At 47.3% G+C, this 16,329-nt stretch carries 18 protein-coding genes; 13 read left to right on the forward strand and 5 right to left on the reverse strand.

Features of this window, described 5'->3' with window-relative positions; translation table 11 throughout:
- Positions 1 to 33: 33 nt before the first annotated feature.
- A complete protein-coding gene (locus tag SD450_RS13420) occupies positions 34 to 2,232 on the reverse strand; it encodes a transferrin receptor-like dimerization domain-containing protein (protein WP_318344965.1) in 2,199 nt (732 codons plus the stop codon).
- Between the two features lie 528 nt (positions 2,233 to 2,760).
- On the opposite strand from SD450_RS13420, the gene SD450_RS13425 reads away from it, so the two are divergent.
- The 10 genes from SD450_RS13425 to SD450_RS13470 all read left to right on the forward strand — a co-directional run bounded on the left by SD450_RS13425 (position 2,761) and on the right by SD450_RS13470 (position 10,250).
- A complete protein-coding gene (locus tag SD450_RS13425; protein ID WP_318344966.1) occupies positions 2,761 to 3,084 on the forward strand; it encodes an ArsR/SmtB family transcription factor in 324 nt (107 codons plus the stop codon).
- A 2-nt stretch (positions 3,085 to 3,086) separates the two neighbouring features.
- Entirely contained in the window at positions 3,087 to 3,551 is a 465-nt protein-coding gene (locus SD450_RS13430) for an SRPBCC family protein (protein ID WP_318344967.1), read from the forward strand.
- A gap of 17 nt (positions 3,552 to 3,568) precedes the next feature.
- Positions 3,569 to 3,955 (forward strand): DoxX family protein, encoded by a 387-nt coding sequence (locus SD450_RS13435; RefSeq protein ID WP_318344968.1) that lies wholly within the window; start codon positions 3,569 to 3,571, stop codon positions 3,953 to 3,955.
- Positions 3,956 to 3,957: 2 nt separating this feature from the next.
- The gene (locus SD450_RS13440) at positions 3,958 to 4,539 is read left to right on the forward strand and encodes a YdeI/OmpD-associated family protein (protein ID WP_318344969.1); all 582 of its coding nucleotides are present in this window, start codon (positions 3,958 to 3,960) and stop codon (positions 4,537 to 4,539) included.
- Positions 4,540 to 4,560: 21 nt separating this feature from the next.
- A complete protein-coding gene (locus SD450_RS13445; protein ID WP_318344970.1) occupies positions 4,561 to 4,914 on the forward strand; it encodes a VOC family protein in 354 nt (117 codons plus the stop codon).
- Positions 4,911 to 5,534, forward strand: coding sequence for a YdeI/OmpD-associated family protein (locus SD450_RS13450; RefSeq protein ID WP_318344971.1), 624 nt, complete (start codon positions 4,911 to 4,913; stop codon positions 5,532 to 5,534). Before SD450_RS13445 ends, SD450_RS13450 begins: the two co-directional genes overlap by 4 nt.
- A 62-nt stretch (positions 5,535 to 5,596) precedes the next feature.
- The gene (locus SD450_RS13455; protein WP_318344972.1) at positions 5,597 to 6,874 is read left to right on the forward strand and encodes an aminotransferase class V-fold PLP-dependent enzyme; all 1,278 of its coding nucleotides are present in this window, start codon (positions 5,597 to 5,599) and stop codon (positions 6,872 to 6,874) included.
- A 53-nt stretch (positions 6,875 to 6,927) separates the two neighbouring features.
- Positions 6,928 to 8,940, forward strand: a complete 2,013-nt coding sequence (locus SD450_RS13460) for a M13 family metallopeptidase (protein WP_318344973.1) — start codon at positions 6,928 to 6,930, stop codon at positions 8,938 to 8,940.
- Positions 8,941 to 9,071: 131 nt separating this feature from the next.
- On the forward strand, positions 9,072 to 9,674 hold the full coding sequence (locus SD450_RS13465; RefSeq protein ID WP_318344974.1) for a YkgJ family cysteine cluster protein: 603 nt from the start codon (positions 9,072 to 9,074) through the stop codon (positions 9,672 to 9,674).
- A gap of 147 nt (positions 9,675 to 9,821) precedes the next feature.
- A complete protein-coding gene (locus SD450_RS13470; RefSeq protein ID WP_318344975.1) occupies positions 9,822 to 10,250 on the forward strand; it encodes an FKBP-type peptidyl-prolyl cis-trans isomerase in 429 nt (142 codons plus the stop codon).
- Between the two features lie 61 nt (positions 10,251 to 10,311).
- Here the strand turns inward: SD450_RS13470 and SD450_RS13475 are convergent, their stop codons facing one another.
- Positions 10,312 to 10,548 (reverse strand): hypothetical protein, encoded by a 237-nt coding sequence (locus SD450_RS13475; protein WP_318344976.1) that lies wholly within the window; start codon positions 10,546 to 10,548, stop codon positions 10,312 to 10,314.
- 118 nt (positions 10,549 to 10,666) lie between these two features.
- Here SD450_RS13475 and SD450_RS13480 point away from each other — a divergent pair, with 118 nt between their 5' ends.
- From SD450_RS13480 to SD450_RS13490, 3 genes are read left to right on the forward strand one after another with little or no spacing between them, the layout of a single operon-like run.
- Positions 10,667 to 10,909: a helix-turn-helix domain-containing protein gene (locus tag SD450_RS13480; protein ID WP_318344977.1), complete on the forward strand. Its 243-nt coding sequence runs from the start codon at positions 10,667 to 10,669 to the stop codon at positions 10,907 to 10,909.
- 18 nt (positions 10,910 to 10,927) lie between these two features.
- Positions 10,928 to 11,479: a hypothetical protein gene (locus SD450_RS13485; protein WP_318344978.1), complete on the forward strand. Its 552-nt coding sequence runs from the start codon at positions 10,928 to 10,930 to the stop codon at positions 11,477 to 11,479.
- Positions 11,476 to 12,801 carry a hypothetical protein gene (locus SD450_RS13490; protein ID WP_318344979.1) on the forward strand — a complete coding sequence of 442 codons (1,326 nt, stop codon included), beginning with the start codon at positions 11,476 to 11,478 and terminating at the stop codon, positions 12,799 to 12,801. Before SD450_RS13485 ends, SD450_RS13490 begins: the two co-directional genes overlap by 4 nt.
- A gap of 102 nt (positions 12,802 to 12,903) precedes the next feature.
- On the opposite strand, the gene SD450_RS13495 is transcribed toward SD450_RS13490, so the two are convergent.
- The 3 genes from SD450_RS13495 to SD450_RS13505 all read right to left on the reverse strand — a co-directional run bounded on the left by SD450_RS13495 (position 12,904) and on the right by SD450_RS13505 (position 16,208).
- A complete protein-coding gene (locus SD450_RS13495) occupies positions 12,904 to 13,665 on the reverse strand; it encodes a universal stress protein (RefSeq protein WP_318344980.1) in 762 nt (253 codons plus the stop codon).
- Between the two features lie 139 nt (positions 13,666 to 13,804).
- Positions 13,805 to 15,175: an aldehyde dehydrogenase gene (locus tag SD450_RS13500; protein WP_318344981.1), complete on the reverse strand. Its 1,371-nt coding sequence runs from the start codon at positions 15,173 to 15,175 to the stop codon at positions 13,805 to 13,807.
- A 244-nt stretch (positions 15,176 to 15,419) separates the two neighbouring features.
- A complete protein-coding gene (locus SD450_RS13505) occupies positions 15,420 to 16,208 on the reverse strand; it encodes a hypothetical protein (RefSeq protein WP_318344982.1) in 789 nt (262 codons plus the stop codon).
- Positions 16,209 to 16,329 lie beyond the last annotated feature (121 nt).

Here is a 16,329-nt window from a genome sequence, read left to right on the forward strand (position 1 = left end):
GCAAGGGACGGTTTTTAGGCGGTGACAATACCGTTATTTCGCGATGCTGTTCAATTTCTGCACCTGCACATCAAAATTCTTGAGGGTGGCGGCCAGCACCCCGATCTGTTCCTGGGCCTCTTTCCAATCTTTCTGCTCAATGGCCTCGCGCACGCCTGGAAGTGTCTTTACCCCATAGCCGGTGTAAAATCCGGGGGCGTAGATCTGGTGTTTGAACCAGTCCCTTCGGGGGAGTCCCTTATCCTGTAGCAACACCTGCTCCATGCCCATCAGTTCCTGGTTGAGCTGCGCCTTTTTGGCACTGGACAAGGCCATGAGGTCCGCTTTGGAAAAGGTGTCTATGCTTTTCTTGAGGTCGGCGATCACATTTTGTAGGGGCGAGAAGTCCAGATACGGCACTTCGGCCTCCTTTTTCGCGGGTGCCACGGGCTTTTTGGGGTCCATGGTCAACTCGTACACCTTTGCCTCTACTTTTTTGTTGTGTTTTTCCACTTCGGAGCGCATGTTTTCCAAGGTCTTCATCACTTCGCCCAAATAGGTCTCAATGGTGCCGTGCCACTGGGTCAGCTCAAACGGCAACACCTCGGCATTGGCCAAGCGCAGGGTAATGCGGCCCGCCGTATTGGCCAGGGCCACGCCATACTGGAAGCCGGGGTCCTTAAAACGGGTGTAGTGGGTATAGGTATCGTAAATGGTGTGGTATTCCCCACCGGAGCCTTCGCCACCGAAACCGAGGTTCAACGAGGCAATGCCCGAATGCTGAATGAAGGGGGTGTAGTCCGATCCAGAGCCGAGGGCGGACAGTGTAAAGGAATTGTCCCCACCGCGCACTGCATTGGCGGCCTTGCGGCGCTCCGCCACGGACACGCCTTTTTGCGGGTCGGTCACACTATGGGCCACCTGAGCCACCATCGCCTGGAGCGAGTGCGACCCTCCGGCACCCAGATACCCACGGCTGTTGCCATCGGTGTTGATGTAGGCCACGGCCTTTTGCTGCAGTTCGTCCCTGTGGTCTTCCACCCATTCCGTGGAACCGATGAGTCCGGGTTCCTCCGCATCCCAGCCACAATAGACCAAGGTGCGTTTGGGTCTTTTGCCCTCCTTGGCCAGTTGACCAATGACGCGGGCCTCTTCCATGAGAGCCCCCATACCACTGACGGGATCACTGGCCCCGTGCACCCAGGCATCGTGGTGGTTGCCACGCACGATCCACTGATCGGGGAACTCCGACCCTTTTAGGGTCGCGATGAGGTTGTGGGCCGGCTTCAACTGCCAGTCAAACTCCAGTTTCAAATGTACCTTGGCCGGACCGGGACCAATATGGTAGGTGAGAGGCAGGGCACCTCTCCAGTCATCGGGGGCCACGGGACCTTTCAGGGCTTCCAACAAAGGCTGGGCATCTTCATACGAAATGGGCAGCACGGGAATCTTGGTAATGGTCGGGGCCTCCTCACGGTCCAGGCGTTTGGCATCCTTGGTGGCGGCATAGCCGGGGGTGAGCACATCGCCGGGATAAAGGGGCATGTCCATCACGGAGCCACGCTGCACCCCGGTCTTGTTTTTATAGGGCCCTTCGGGATATACATCGCCCTGGTAATACCCATCATCCTTGGGGTCGGAATAGATGATGCAGCCGATGGCGCCTTTCTCGGCGGCCAATTTTGGTTTGATGCCACGCCAAGAGCCATAATATTTGGCAATGACGATCTTTCCTTTCACATCGATGCCCAATTTTTCCAGTTCCTCATAGTCGCTGGGCACGCCATAGTTCACAAATACGAGTTCGGCCTCCACATCACCGTCGGTGGAGAAAGCATTGTAGCTGGGCAGCAGTTTGTCACCCTGTGCGGTGTACGGGTCGCCTTCCACGGGAACGGCCTCGAGGGATGCCGAGTAGGTGGTGGGGGCGGTCAGTTCCAGAACCCGGACCTTGGGGTAGGGGAAAAGCACGTGGTAGGTGTCGATTCGGGTATCATAACCCCAGGATTTGAACTGTTTTTCCATCCACTTGACGTTTTCCTCGCCAAATTTGGTGCCCACCCAATGGGGTTCGGCGGCCATGCGTTTCATCCAATCGTCCAGATTGGTCGCGGAAAGTCGTTTTTCAAATTCAGTTTCGAGCTTCAATTCTTCATCCGAAGCGGTTTTACCGAACCCAATAAGCTGTGCTTGGGCCGATATGCTCAAAATGCTGAGCAACAGGAGTAAGGGGAGTAGAGGTCTTTTTCTCATAATTTTTGAATTAGCACTTAAATGTAAGTATTTGTTGGCTAACTGGCGCTAAATGTCAGAGGTCAGAAGCTCGAAGTGGGAAGGTAATTTGTGCCAATTCGTGAAATTTGTGTCAGAAGAGACGAAAGAGAATAGAAAATAGACAAAAGACGTCCATTCCTGTTCTTTTGAAGAATTTATTCCTAGAAAAGGGATTCTTCGCGTTGCTCAGAATGACAAAGCTTGGTCCAATGACTACTGCCTACTGGAATTTGGTGCTTGGGATTTGGAGAGTGGAAGATAGTATGCAGATAGTAGTGGCAGTGGGCAGGAATTGCACAAATGTTCACGAATGTATTTGAGCTTGAGCTTGATTCTTGAACTTGTGTTTGGTGCTTGGAATTTAGGATTTGGAAATTGGAATATAGTATGCAGAGGGCAGTGAGAAGTAACTGAATAACCCAGTAACCAAATAACCGACAAGTTTTCAAAAATAAATTTGCGCAGTCAAATAACTGCATTTATATTTGCAGTCAAATAGCTGCATAAATGGAATTGCGTAGAGATGTATTTCAGGCCATTGCCGACCCCACCCGTAGGGCCATCATTGCCATGGTGGCACTGAACGCCATGACGCCGGGCGCCATAGCCGCGGAGTTCGATTCGTCCCGGCAGACCATTTCAAAACACATACGTATCCTCACCGAGTGCGAACTGCTGACCCAGGAACAGCAGGGGAGGGAGATCCATTACCACTTCAATCCTATCAAAATGAAGGAAATAGCAGATTTTATCGCACCATTCAGGGATATGTGGGACGATAGGTTCAACGCTTTGGAGGACATCATGAAAAAACAACCGCCTAAAAAATAACAATGGAACGAAAAACAAAGGTCCACGCTGAGGACGGAAAACAGGAAATCTGGATCACCAGGGAATTTGAGCTGCCGCTGGAATCCCTTTTTAGGGCCTACGAAGACGCTGAGATTGTGGCGCAATGGATGGGCACCAATGTCCTAAAGCTGGAAAACCGCAGACATGGCAGCTATCAGTTCGAGACCACCGATCCCATGGGCAACAAGCACCGGTTCAACGGCACCATACACGAATTTGTATCCAACCGGAAGATCATACGGACCTTTGAAATGGAAAACGGACAGTTTCCCGTGCAATTGGAGTTTTTGGAGTTTGAGGCCCTGACCGAGACCAGGAGCAAGCTCACCATCCACATGGTCCACAAATCGGTGGAGGACCGTGACCGCATGCTGAAACTGCCCTTTGCGCAGGGCATCAACATGGCGCACGACCGCTTGCAGCACGTAGTACAACACTTAGGATAACCTTTAAAACCTTACAAATGACAAAAAGAAACAAAATCATCTATTGGGTGGCCACAGTTTGGCTGGCCTTGGGAATGGCTTCCACGGGCATTGTGCAACTGATGGGCATGGAAGAGGAAGTGGCCGTGATGGACCATTTGGGCTATCCCATCTACTTTCTGACCATAATCGGAATCTGGAAACTTTTGGGCGTAGTGGCCGTATTGATCCCCAAGTTTCCCTTGCTCAAGGAATGGGCATACGCAGGGTTTGTTTTCACCATGACCGGGGCGATAGCGTCCCATCTGGCCGTCAGGGACGCCGCTGTAGATCTTTTCGGACCCACCCTGTTATTGGCATTGTCCATAATTTCTTGGTATTTTAGACCTCCAAGCCGAAAGACAATCATCAAGCAAAACGCTTAAGCATGAACCCAAAAGTCGATTTTTTCTTTGAAAAGCCCTCCCAATGGCAGGATGCCTACCGACAGTTGCGTAAAATTGTTCTGGACACGGGCCTTACCGAGGAACTGAAATGGGGCGTACCCTGCTATACCTTTCAGGGCAGCAACATTGTTTTGATCCACGGTTTTAAGGAATACTGCGCGCTCTTGTTCCATAAAGGGGCATTGCTGAAGGATACGGAGGACATGCTCATCCAGCAGACCAAGAACGTGCAGTCTGCCCGCCAGATCAGGTTCACCGATGTCAAGGAAATCGTGGACAGGAAAAAAGCACTGACGTCCTATATCCATGAGGCCATTGAAGTGGAAAAGGCAGGTCTGGAAGTAAAAATGAAGAAAACCTCCGAATTTGACATGCCGGAAGAGCTTCAGGAGAGATTGGACAATGATTCCGATTTCAAAAAGGCCTTCGAAGCCTTGACACCGGGACGCCAACGCGGGTATATGCTCCATATTTCCCAGGCCAAGCAATCCAAGACCCGCATATCAAGGATCGAAAAGTCCATTCCCAATATTTTTGAGGGAAAAGGATATAACGAAATGTAAACCCTGATCACACCCTAAACCATGCGAAGAATTGTGCCCAATATCTATTCCGATGACCTAGCAGCGAGCAAATCGTTCTATATCGATTTTTTGGGAATGGATATGGCGATGGATCTAGGGTGGATCATAACGTTCGCCTCAAAGGAAAATCCCACGGCCCAAATCAACATTTTTCAAAACGAAGAGGGCAAAGATCTGAATAACGCATCCGTTTTCCTTTCCATAGAACTGCCCGATGTGGACCAGATGTATGAACGGGCAAAAGAATTTGGTCATGAGGTGGTTTATGACATACGAAATGAAAATTGGGGCGTGCGGCGGTTTTTTGTGAAAGACCCGAACGGTGCCACCCTTAACCTTTTGACCCACTTATGAACCCACTCATTGACGCTTATTTGCAGGAAGGTTGTGGCCGCTGCCCTTTGGGCGGCACCCCGGAATGCAAGGTGCACAGTTGGCAGGAAGAATTGAAATACCTCCGCAGGCTGGTACTGGAGTGCGGACTTACCGAAGAACAGAAGTGGGGCGTGCCCACCTATACCCATAACGGCACCAATTTGGTGATGGTGGCCGCGTTCAAGGACAATTGCACCCTGAGTTTTTTTAAAGGGGCATTGCTGAAAGATGACCACCAAATTCTGGAAAAACCAGGGGAGAACACCCAATCGGGCAGGGTGGTCCGGTTTACCGATGTGAAGCAGATCGCCCAACTAGAACCCGTGTTGAAAAGCTACATCTTTGAAGCCATTGAAGTGAAAAAAGCAGGTTTGAAGGTGCAAATGAAACCGGTTTCGGACTACGACATCCCCGAAGAGTTCCAACAACGATTGGAGGAAGACCCCGAACTGAAAGAAGCCTTTGAAAACCTTACCCCGGGAAGACAAAAGGGGTATCTGCTCTATTTTTCCGGGGCAAAACAATCCAAGACCCGGGAAGACCGTATCGAAAAATACATCCCCAAGATCATGAAGGGTTTGGGGTTTCACGATAGATAACCTCCTGCACCAGGGTTTTGTGTCCAATATTCACTATTTTAGGAGGACCAACCCAAACCGATATGGAACAGCGCAGAAAATTTTTAAAACAAGGGGCCATGGCCATGTTGTCCATGCCCTTGTTGTCCTTTGATTCCCAAAAAGATTGGTCCATTGAACCCCTCAAAAATGCCACTGCCACGGACGAGGCCTATTGGAAAATGGTCCGAAAGCAATTTCCACTGAAAGAAGGGCAGACCTATTTCAACAATGGTACCATGGGCCCCACACCAGGCTACGTGCTGGACAAAATGTTCGACCACATGATGCACTGGAACGTGGAAGCTGCGACCGTGGACTACAAGAACGGTTCAGGACCCGAACTGCTGACCGGGTACTTTCCCTACGAGGAACTACGGACCAAATTGGCAAAGATCATCAATTGTGATTTTAAGGAAATTTCACTGGTGCAGAATGCCACTTTCGGGATGAACTATGTGGGCATGGGCCTCGACCTGAAGAAAGGGGACGAGCTGCTGAACACCAATCAGGAACACGGTGGAGGATTTGGGGCCTGGCAACTCTTGGCCAAACGCAAAGGCTGTGTGTACAAGCAGGCCACCCTACCCGAACCCGCCAACGATCCGAAGGCCATTGTGGATGCCATTTTTAAGGAAGTGACCCCAAAGACCAAGGTCATCGCCATACCGCATATCATTTCTGGGTTCGGGACCGTAATGCCGGTCAAGGAAATCTGTACCGAGGCCAGAAAACGGGGTATTTTTTCCGTTCTGGACGGTGCGCAGTGCGTGGGCCACGTAAAAGTGGACGTCAAGGACATTGGTTGCGATGCCTATTATTCCAGTCTGCATAAATGGCTGTTGGCCCCGGCGGGCAGCGGTTTGTTGTACATCAATAAAGACGTAGTGAGCGATGTTTGGACCACCATTGCCAGCTATAACTGGGACAATCAGGACGATCATGGGTTCCGGTTGATGCAGAACGGTACGGGCAATGCCGGGCTCATGGCTGGCTACGATGCCGCTGTGGATTTCTTCAACACCATTGGCCACGATGTTTGGATTGGTAGAATCAAGGAATTGGGCATGCACCTTCGGGATGGGCTGAAGCAAATGAAACACGTAACCATCTTTTCATCCACCAATGAAGAACTGGCAGCCGGGATCACCACCTATGGGGTCGAAGGCATTTCAGGGCCAGAGCTCCAAAAAACCATGTGGGAACGTGAAAAACTGCAACCCCGCTCGGTAGGGGACAAGATGATCCGTCATTCCGTACATATCTATAATTCCAAAGAAGAAATAGACCGGGCCTTGGAAGTTGTGGGGAGTTTGGGATAACATTACATTTAAAAAATCTGAAAATACCATTATTTATATATTCTTACAATCACATGAAAAACCTCTCTCTAACTGTACTGCTCGTGTTGCTTTTGGCCTCCTGTAAAAAAGAAGTAAAGCCGACCGAATCTCCCAAAATAGCCTATACCGGAATCACCGAATCCATCAGACCGGGCGATAACTTCTTTATGCGCGTGAACAAAATCTGGTACGATTCCATCCAAATTGCGGAGGACCAAGTAGGGGTGGGGTCCTATAGTTTTTTGAACATTCCACAGAAAAAATTACTTCAGAATATCTTGGAAGAAGTTTCCGCCACGGAACATGAAGCGGGAACGGTAGAGCAGAAAGTGGGCGATTTTTATGCTTCGGGCATGGATACGGCCCAAATCAACAAAAGGGGGTATCGGCCCATAAAACCCATCCTTGAAAAAATCGATGGGATTGCGGACACCAAGGCCCTCATGCATTTTGTGACCAACGAGATGCAATCCGGCAACAATTCGTTCATCGGCCTCAGGGTGGGGCCGGACAACAAGAACAGCAGTGTGAACATCCTGCACGCCGGGCAATCGGGACTTGGACTTCCAGATCGGGATTATTACTTCAAGACGGATTCGTCCACCGTGGGCATCCAAAAAGCCTATCGGAAATACCTGACCACCCTCTTCGAGCTTACGGAGCAAGAAAATGCGGCCAAAAAGGCGGAAACGGTATATGCCATTGAAAAACAACTGGCCGAGGTGCACAAGACCCGTATCGAACGAAGGGACATTCAAGCCAACTACCACAAACTTTCGGTGGCGGACCTCACCAAGAGCAATCCGAACATCCATTGGGCAACCCTGTTGGAACAACTGCAAATGGAAGCCGATTCCATAAATGTTCAGCAACCCGCTTACTATGACCAACTGGACCAAATGCTGGCCTCCGTTCCACTGGAGGACTGGAAAACCTATCTCAAGGCCCACACCTTGGACAATTATGCAGGTTTTCTGAGCACGCCTTTTGAAATGGCGGTTTTTGAGTACAACAAAATATTGCTCGGACAGTCGGAACAACAGCCCCGTGCCCAGTTGATGGTGCAGCAGGTGGACCGCTTGCTCGGTTTTGCGCTGGGGCAACTCTACGTAAAGCGCTATTTTGACGAAGAGGACAAGAAAAGGGTGTCCGACTTGGTGGACAACCTTCAAAAAGCCTTTGAGAACCGGATGTCGCAATTGGACTGGATGAGCGACAGCACCAAGGCCAAGGCGAAGGAAAAACTATATGCCATCACCAAAAAGGTAGGCTATCCCGATGTTTGGAGGGAATATGATGTGACCATGGAGCGGGACAACTATTTCGAGAATGTGGTGGCGCTGCGCAAAAATGCCTACGAGTATGCCACCAAGGACCTGAACAAGGCCCCAAACAAAGAGGATTGGGGCACTACGCCCTCAACGGTGACGGCCTATTACCGGGCATCTCATAATGAAATCGTCTTCCCGGCCGGGATACTCCAATTTCCCTATTTTGACAAAGAGGCGGACGATGCGGTGAACTATGGCGGCATCGGGATGGTGATCGGACATGAGCTCACCCATGCCTTTGATGACAACGGGTCCCAGTACGACAAGGACGGAAACCTGAAAAACTGGTGGACGAAGGACGACCTGGAAAAATTCAAGGCGAAGACCCAACAGCTCATAGACCGTTACAGCACCTTTACCGTGCTGGACACCGTGCACGTGAAAGGGGCGATGACCATTGGGGAGAACACAGCGGACAACGGCGGTATTGCAATTGCCTACGACGCCTTCAAAATGACCGAACAAGGGCAGGACACCACCCGAATTGGGGGCTACACGCCCGATGAACGCTTTTTTATGTCCATAGCCCGCATCTGGAGGGTAAAGGTCAGGGACGAGTTCATGCAGAATTATGTGAATACCAATTCCCATTCCCCGGCCATTTGGCGGGTGAACGGTCCGTTGATGAACTTTACGCCCTTCTACGAAACGTTTGACCTCCGACCGGAGGACGAAAACTACAAACCCGAGGAGGAACGCATCAAGATTTGGTAAAGGAAATATTATTTAAACCATTGTATTTCAATGGACTGGTGATTAATCCTAAGGCGTTGTAGCATCCGTTATTTTTTCAAAAGATTTTTAATCTACGTGTCCAAATTAGATATACCTTCGGCGAAAAATTTGTGACGTTAGAGCAGAAGGTCCGAAGGGTCGAGGAGCTATTCGGACAATTGGAAAAGGAAACCGCCCAGTTTCAGCAAAAGTCAGGTTTGGGCTGTGTTTCGGGCTGTGGAAAATGTTGTAACTACCCCCATGTAGAGGCCTCTCCCTTGGAGTTTTTACCTTGGGCCTTCCATCTTTTTTTGCAGGGCGAAGCGGAGACCACTTTGGACACCTTGAGCGGGAACCAAAACCCCACCTGTTTTCTGTTCGCGCCCCTCTCCATGGTGGACCAGGGCCACTGCGGCACCTATCAGTACCGGGGGCTCATCTGTCGTTTGTTCGGCTTTGCCGCCACCCGCGACAAATATGGAAGCCTGCGCTTGGCCACCTGCAAGATCATCCGTGAGGGACAGGCCGAACAATACCGTACCGTTTCGGAGGCCATCGCCAAAGGGCTGTATGTCCCCGTTTTCACGGATTACTACATGCAGCTGAACCAGATTGATTACCAAATGGGCACTAAGATGCTGCCCGTGAACAAGGCGTTGAAAGTGGCCTTGGAAGAAGTGCTCCAATACTACACCTACAGGCCGCTCCCCAATGCAGGGAAATGGTGTGTTTGATGTTTTATGCCGATGAAGGGTAGCCCATTCCCAAAAATTTTCTTAAAAGTTACGCTTTTGGGGAAAGCAATGTCCATCTCGTTCGTTGAACCATTTTGTACCCTATATATTTGTAACGATTTGATTATAAATGTATAAAACAAAATTATGAACAAAGTAAAGGAAAACGACACTGTGAAGGTGCATTACACGGGCAAACTGGTCAATGGACAGGTTTTTGACAGTTCATTGGAAAGGGAACCCATGGAAGTCGCCTTAGGGCAGGGTCAACTTATCCCTGGATTTGAAAAAGGACTGATCGATATGGCCGTGAACGAAAAGAAGACCATTACCATAGACAAGCAGGATGCCTATGGAGAGGTGAACGAGCAACTTTTTCAGAAAATCTCCAAATCGCAGTTGCCGGACGACCTGAAGCCCGAAGTGGGCATGGGCTTGGTGGGTGCCAATGCCGAGGGACAACAGCAGCAGTTCCGCGTTGCCAAAGTGGAAGAAAACGATATTATCCTGGATGCCAACCATCCGTTGGCGGGCCAGGATTTGGTATTTGACCTTGAGGTGGTAGCGATACTTTAGGCGTAGCCATCATATAAAGAACAAAGACGCCCTGACACTTCGACGGGGCGTTTTTTTGGCCCTATGGCCTAAGGGGAAAACATTTTGCCTGCTGTGCCACATGGATGTCCATGACCGCCCCTTTGAGTTCCATAAGCACATGACAAACATTTTGGCGCTCCGTTTCTGAAAAAGCATCCGCAGGAAGGTAATGGAACATATAAATGGCCTTGTCCAACCATTGCGTAAAGGAAAGCAAATCTCCTTCGTGGCATTCTTCAAAGTAGGAGAGGAGGGGGAGTAGGTTAATATTTGACATTCACAGCAGAAATTAAGGATAAATATTCCGATTATCGGAATAAATATACTTAAAATCGGATATAATTGATGTGTTTAGTTCTGATTTTAAGATAAAACGTTCATAAAATCTAACTTTAATGAACGAAAATCAGATAAAAATGACCGAATTAGGTTTGTTTTTGGCAAAGAAATCGGTAAACCGCTCAGATGTTGCCAGAAAAACTGGAATAAGCAAAACCCGTTTAAGCGAACTTTCTAATAACAAAAAGACCAAACTTCGTGTGGATGAGTTATATCTCATTGCATTGGCTATTGATGTGGACCCTTGTGATATCTTTAAAGAAATCTGTTCTGAATTAAAATTAAATGAGACTTCATAGTGCTATAGAAACTTTTAAATGGAATCATTAATGAAAGTATACAGCTTATCTGAAACTGTAGATAAATTAAAAGGACCTACAAGAGAGCAAATAATAGTTGGAAATCAATGGGCCGCGGTAGCTTTAAACAAATTTCACAATGCTTCTAAAGCAAATATCGTAGTGATAAATGATAATAAATCTGAAACTTTGGAATTAAAATGGGATTCGGATTTTTCTGCATCCGCAATGGTAGAAAATGTTGATATGGCAAATCATGGAGGTGTTGCACTGGCTTTTTTTCTAATGTCAGTTTTAAATGATTACGATTATGTTGAACAATCTGAAATTGGCGATGGTGTTGATTATAGATTTAAAACCCATGAACCGAGTGATGACGACCTAAACTTTTTGAACGATTTTCATTATGTCGAAATTTCTGGAATTTTAAAAGAGACACAAACAAATACTTTAAAAAAGAGAATTAAAGCTAAACATGAGCAAATAAAAAGAGGTGCAAAAAAGGATAAATCATCATCAGTTATTGTTACTTTGTTTAGTCAACCACAAACTGTAAGAGAGATTCATTGATGAAAGTAAAGCAACTACATCAAGAAGCTATGGATTATTCATTCAGGGCAAAACAAGCTGCCTCGGAGAATAATCACTATGCATCTTTTGAACTGTTTTGTAAAGCAGCTGAACTTGAAAGTAAGGTGGCTAAATTTTATTTTGATAAACCTGAACTAGAACCGACAAGGAGTGTTCTTATACGAAGTGCTGCGTTTTTAAATCTGAAAGCAGGTTTAATCGATAATGCACAAGAGTTTATTTTTTTTGGTTTACTTAATGTGGAAGATGAAGTAATAAAATCTCAATTAAATGATGCTTTAGAAATTTCAGTGGCATTAAAAAATATGTCTCCTTACAATGCTAGTAATGAATACAACTATCTTAATATTTTAAGACAGAAAAGTATTCACTATGTTTTAGAACCTGCAAACCCAATGTTTGGTGGATCTGTCAGTTTAGAAATGATAAGTGATTTTAGCAATAACTTTCTTAAATCGCTAAAATCTTACGCCACAAGTATGTTTACAAGAATGGCCAGTAACAATGAATATTCTGAAGAAGCAGAAAAAGCTTTTGGTAGATTGGCCAACCCCTTGATAACTGGATCATCTTACGGGAGTTTCAAGTTTTCTTTGGCAAATGATTTTTTAAATAGACTAGGAGAAGATGAAAAGGTGAACAAGTTAAAATCCAATATTATAGAGAAGTATCATGAAAACATCTTCACAAACCCTTTAGACGAAGAAAGCATACAAGCAGTAAAGAAAGAATTTAATAATGAAGAATTAAACAATATATTCAGACCTCTTACAAGAATAAAAGCAAAGAATACTCCATACAAAGTTGGTTATTATGATACACAAAACTTCACTAAAGTTTATCTCCCTAAAATAGCCACAGCACAAAGAAAAAGCTTGTTGCCAATTCATGAAATTAATAAAGATGATATTGGGCAACTTGAAAACTCAATAGTTCATAGACGAGAACTAACGTCAGGTAAAGTATCAAAAAAGACTATTTTATCCGAAGATCTCAAATCATTGGAGTACGAGCAATTGGTTAAGGAAATTACTCCAAAAAATCACCCACCTTTAATTCTTAATGAAGAAATACTCTTGAGTATAAATTTCAACTCAGAAAAGGGATTTACTTTAAGTTTTCCAGATCTTAATATTGAAGTTACAGATACTGAGTATCAAAGAAGTTTAGATAAGTTAAATGAACTTTTTTATTTAAAAATCATCAAAATTTCGGAAAAGGAAATCAGGAACGATTCGGAGGAAGCGGATTGGGATTTTATTAAAAGAATTATTTCAAACCCTGATGCTCTTAAAAAATGAATTAAGTTGGTTTATTCTGATATTTTAAAACCTCATTGATTGTTCTATAATTTACATTATGTAAAATAGTAAATCAGGAAACCTACTATCCCTTCCCATCCGCTACGCTAAAATCATCAACGGAATCTTGGCTTTGTGCAGCACTTCCCGCACCGCATTAGTTTGGAACGCAAAGGTTCGGCTTGGTCCCTTTGGCATGCACAGCAGTTCCGTCTGCGTCCGGTTCACATAACTGATCAGCGCATCCAAGGCCGTCGCACTTTGGGTAAACACATACGGAATGGTCCGTTGCCACGGATATGCCGGCTGTTCATTTTCCCCGTTCTGCAGGTTAATGTCGAACAAACGCACGGCGCTCTGGCTGTCCTTCTTCAAGTCCATGATGATATTTTTTCCCTTTTCGTTCAGGTTTCGACCAAATACCCCCAAATGCAGTTCATCAAACGAGCCCAATCGTTGGCCTTCGCCAAAAATAAAGATGTTGGTCGCATTCGTCTGGTCGATCACAAATTCGGTGATGCTCTCCCCCAAGATGCCCATTCTGTTCCGCCGCTTGCCCATCACCAGCACATCGGGCTTCACCAAGGCCAGATAATCCCGGATGCGGTGCCTCACATTGCCGTATTCCAGTCTGTGGCCAATGGGTATGCGTTCCTCTTGCTTCTGGAGCTGCGCAATCAGTGATTCGATCTCCGAAAGCGCATCCGCGGTGGACTGCCCTGCGGATTTCACATGGAACACCTCCAAAGTGCCGCCCAGCCGCTTGGTGAGTTGCACCGCATTGTACAGTACGAGCTCAGGGTTGTCCATCAGGTCCAATAAAACGGAAACACGGTAATCCGGGGTGTTTTGTGGCGTCTCCATAGCGTTCAATTTTAGGGATTTACATCTCTTAAGTTAGAACCAAATCCATTAACAATCAGGTATTTAACGTTTTGTTGACAGAAAAATGCGGACTTGTCAAAATCTGGGCGTCCAAATTGGGAAAGGCGCAGTTTTTCCCCTAGAAAAGATGCTTGAACTTCTTCACCCAACGGATGGGAATCCGGTACGGTGCGTAGCGCAATGGCACATCCAGCCAAGTGCCCCGCCTCACCACGGATTTGCTGTGGGAGAACAGGTCAAAGGAATGCTTGCCGTGGTACCCGCCTATTCCGGAGCTGCCGACACCGCCAAAGGGCAGGTTCTTGTTGCTGATGTGCACCACCGTATCGTTGATGGTCCCACCCCCGAATGGATATTGCGCCATCAGCTGCTTTTGAAACTTTTTGTTGCTGGAGAACACATAAAATGCCAATGGTTTTTCATATCGGGACAGGTTTTGGTGCAGCTCGTCCTCGGTTTCATAGGAAATGATGGGCAGAATTGGGCCAAAGATCTCGCCCTGCATCACAGGGCTCCCCCAATCGGGTTCGTCCACCAAAGTAGGCTCCACATAGCGTTCCCCATCATCACAAACACCCCCAAAAAGAAGATGCTGCCCTTCAAGCATCGCTTTAAGTCCCTGATAGTGTTTTGCCGTGGTAATGCGTGCAAAATCAGCGGATTGCTTGATGTCCTGTCCATAAAATGCAGTGATTTGGGCCTTCAAGGCCTCCACCAAGGCATCTTTTTGGGTCTTGTGGACCAAAATATAATCGGGCGCGATGCAGGTCTGCCCCGCATTGATGAACTTGCCCCACACTATCCGCTTTGCAGCGAGAGACACATTGGCTGAACCATCCACGATACAGGGATTTTTTCCACCAAGCTCCAAGGTGACCGGGGTCAGATGCTCCGCTGCGGCTTTATAGACAATCTTGCCCACCTGTGTGCTGCCCGTGAAAAAGATATACTCCCATTTTTCAGCCAAAAGTTGAGTGGACACCTCCACTCCCCCTTCCACAACGGCCACATATTCCGAAGGAAACACCTTTTGGATAATGGATGCGATGATCCCGGACGTATGGGGACTGAGTTCGGACGGTTTCAACACGGCGGTGTTGCCTGCGGCCAAGGCCCCAACCAAGGGGGCAATGGTGAGCATGAAGGGATAGTTCCACGGGGCCATGATCAATGCCTTTCCGTAGGGTTCTGGCTGGATCCATTCGCTGGAGGGAAAATTGGTCCACGAAGGGGCCACTGGGGTCGATCGGCCCCACTCTTCCACGTTTTGGATGGCATGTTTCAGTTCGGCAAGCACCAACTGTGTTTCCGTGGCCAGGCTCTCGAACCGCGGTTTTTTGAAATCGGCATAAATGGCATCACAAATGGCATCTTCCTGTGCCAGGATTTCCTGTCGCAACCGTTTCAGGGCTTCTTTTCGGAACTGGATGTCCTTCGTCTGCTGGGTGGCAAAAAAGACGTTCTGGGACTGGACCAACTGCTGGATCATAGGCGGTTCTTAGATTCCCTTAAATATAAACGAAACCGCCACAAAAAGAAAAGCACCGATATAAAATCGGTGCTTTTGTGTTATTTAGATTTGTGATGGATCTCGATTGAAATCTGTCAGTTCGAGTGATTTTTCGAAAGAAAAATTGTATCGAGAACCAGAATCTCAAGTCCAAAACCGGTTCTCGATATAAAAATTCCCCTGGAATTTCACTCGAACTGACGGTTTTGAATTACGAAACTCTTTATAAATCAACTTCCTCTGTCGCCCCGTTGGGATAGATCAGCGTGGCCTTGTCATCACATTCGCCATTGCCAAAGTCCACGTTCACGGCCAGTCCGTTCTTGGCAACCACCATGCTGCCGCTGCTCACATATTCACAGGGCGAGGTCATCTGAAGGTCTTCCAAGGTTTCCACGGCATAAACATTTTCATCGATTTGTACGGTCCAGTTTCCGGAAAGCGTGAAGGTGACGCTGCTCAAGTCCTCACTGAAATCAATACCAAAGGTTTTTTTCCCGGTCTCACTGATGGTGGTACCATCTTCCAGTTCAATGGACATGTCGCTGGTCACGGTGAACGAAACCGAACTTTGGTCGGTACTGGTGTTCACCACAAAGGTCCGGGTACCATTGATCTTGATGGTCCCTACGTAAAAATCAGTAAAAGTCGCCGTAAAGGAGGCACTCCCCTCTCCCACTTCGTAGGTCACGGCCACGGTACCGTCCACATTTTCGGTCCCGTTGAGCACACAGTTGTTAAAAGTGGCCACGAACCCAGTTTCGGAGTATTCGGCGGTATAGCAGTCGTTTTCCTTGGCTGTGAAGGATTTGGCGGTATCGCCCATATACAGTTCCGCAAGGGCGCTATCGGCGGCCCCGGCAAGGTCGTCTGTCATCAAAATGGTCTGTAGCTCTGCAGAGGTCACTTTTCCCCCATCACCGGGCATACTGTCCTCACTACAGGATTGAAAAGCAATAAATGCCATACCCAAAAAGGCAATGGCTTGGATTTTTTGTGCAAGTCTGTTCATGGATAACTTTAGTTAAGATTTAGTAGGATTAACGGCCCATCTCCCTATTTAGTGCATGAAGGGGATTATAGATCGATGAAAGGTTAATTTTAGGATAATGTTCTGATTGTCAAAATAAAAA

Origin of the sequence: Flagellimonas baculiformis, from assembly GCF_033441575.1 — a bacterium.
In the GTDB taxonomy this organism is placed as follows: Bacteria; Bacteroidota; Bacteroidia; order Flavobacteriales; family Flavobacteriaceae; genus Flagellimonas; species Flagellimonas baculiformis.

Bases quoted from the DNA above. Each gene is read 5' to 3' on its own strand.
- SD450_RS13445 (WP_318344970.1), top strand. From the start codon at position 4,561: ATGCGAAGAATTGTGCCCAATATCTATTCCGATGACCTAGCAGCGAGC.
- SD450_RS13430 (WP_318344967.1), top strand. From the start codon at position 3,087: ATGGAACGAAAAACAAAGGTCCACGCTGAGGACGGAAAACAGGAAATC.
- SD450_RS13495 (WP_318344980.1), bottom strand. From the start codon at position 13,665: ATGGAGACGCCACAAAACACCCCGGATTACCGTGTTTCCGTTTTATTG.
- SD450_RS13485 (WP_318344978.1), top strand. From the start codon at position 10,928: ATGGAATCATTAATGAAAGTATACAGCTTATCTGAAACTGTAGATAAA.
- SD450_RS13470 (WP_318344975.1), top strand. From the start codon at position 9,822: ATGAACAAAGTAAAGGAAAACGACACTGTGAAGGTGCATTACACGGGC.
- SD450_RS13500 (WP_318344981.1), bottom strand. From the start codon at position 15,175: ATGATCCAGCAGTTGGTCCAGTCCCAGAACGTCTTTTTTGCCACCCAG.
- SD450_RS13435 (WP_318344968.1), top strand. From the start codon at position 3,569: ATGACAAAAAGAAACAAAATCATCTATTGGGTGGCCACAGTTTGGCTG.
- SD450_RS13425 (WP_318344966.1), top strand. From the start codon at position 2,761: ATGGAATTGCGTAGAGATGTATTTCAGGCCATTGCCGACCCCACCCGT.
- SD450_RS13440 (WP_318344969.1), top strand. From the start codon at position 3,958: ATGAACCCAAAAGTCGATTTTTTCTTTGAAAAGCCCTCCCAATGGCAG.
- SD450_RS13475 (WP_318344976.1), bottom strand. From the start codon at position 10,548: ATGTCAAATATTAACCTACTCCCCCTCCTCTCCTACTTTGAAGAATGC.
- SD450_RS13420 (WP_318344965.1), bottom strand. From the start codon at position 2,232: ATGAGAAAAAGACCTCTACTCCCCTTACTCCTGTTGCTCAGCATTTTG.
- SD450_RS13480 (WP_318344977.1), top strand. From the start codon at position 10,667: ATGAACGAAAATCAGATAAAAATGACCGAATTAGGTTTGTTTTTGGCA.
- SD450_RS13455 (WP_318344972.1), top strand. From the start codon at position 5,597: ATGGAACAGCGCAGAAAATTTTTAAAACAAGGGGCCATGGCCATGTTG.
- SD450_RS13505 (WP_318344982.1), bottom strand. From the start codon at position 16,208: ATGAACAGACTTGCACAAAAAATCCAAGCCATTGCCTTTTTGGGTATG.
- SD450_RS13460 (WP_318344973.1), top strand. From the start codon at position 6,928: ATGAAAAACCTCTCTCTAACTGTACTGCTCGTGTTGCTTTTGGCCTCC.
- SD450_RS13450 (WP_318344971.1), top strand. From the start codon at position 4,911: ATGAACCCACTCATTGACGCTTATTTGCAGGAAGGTTGTGGCCGCTGC.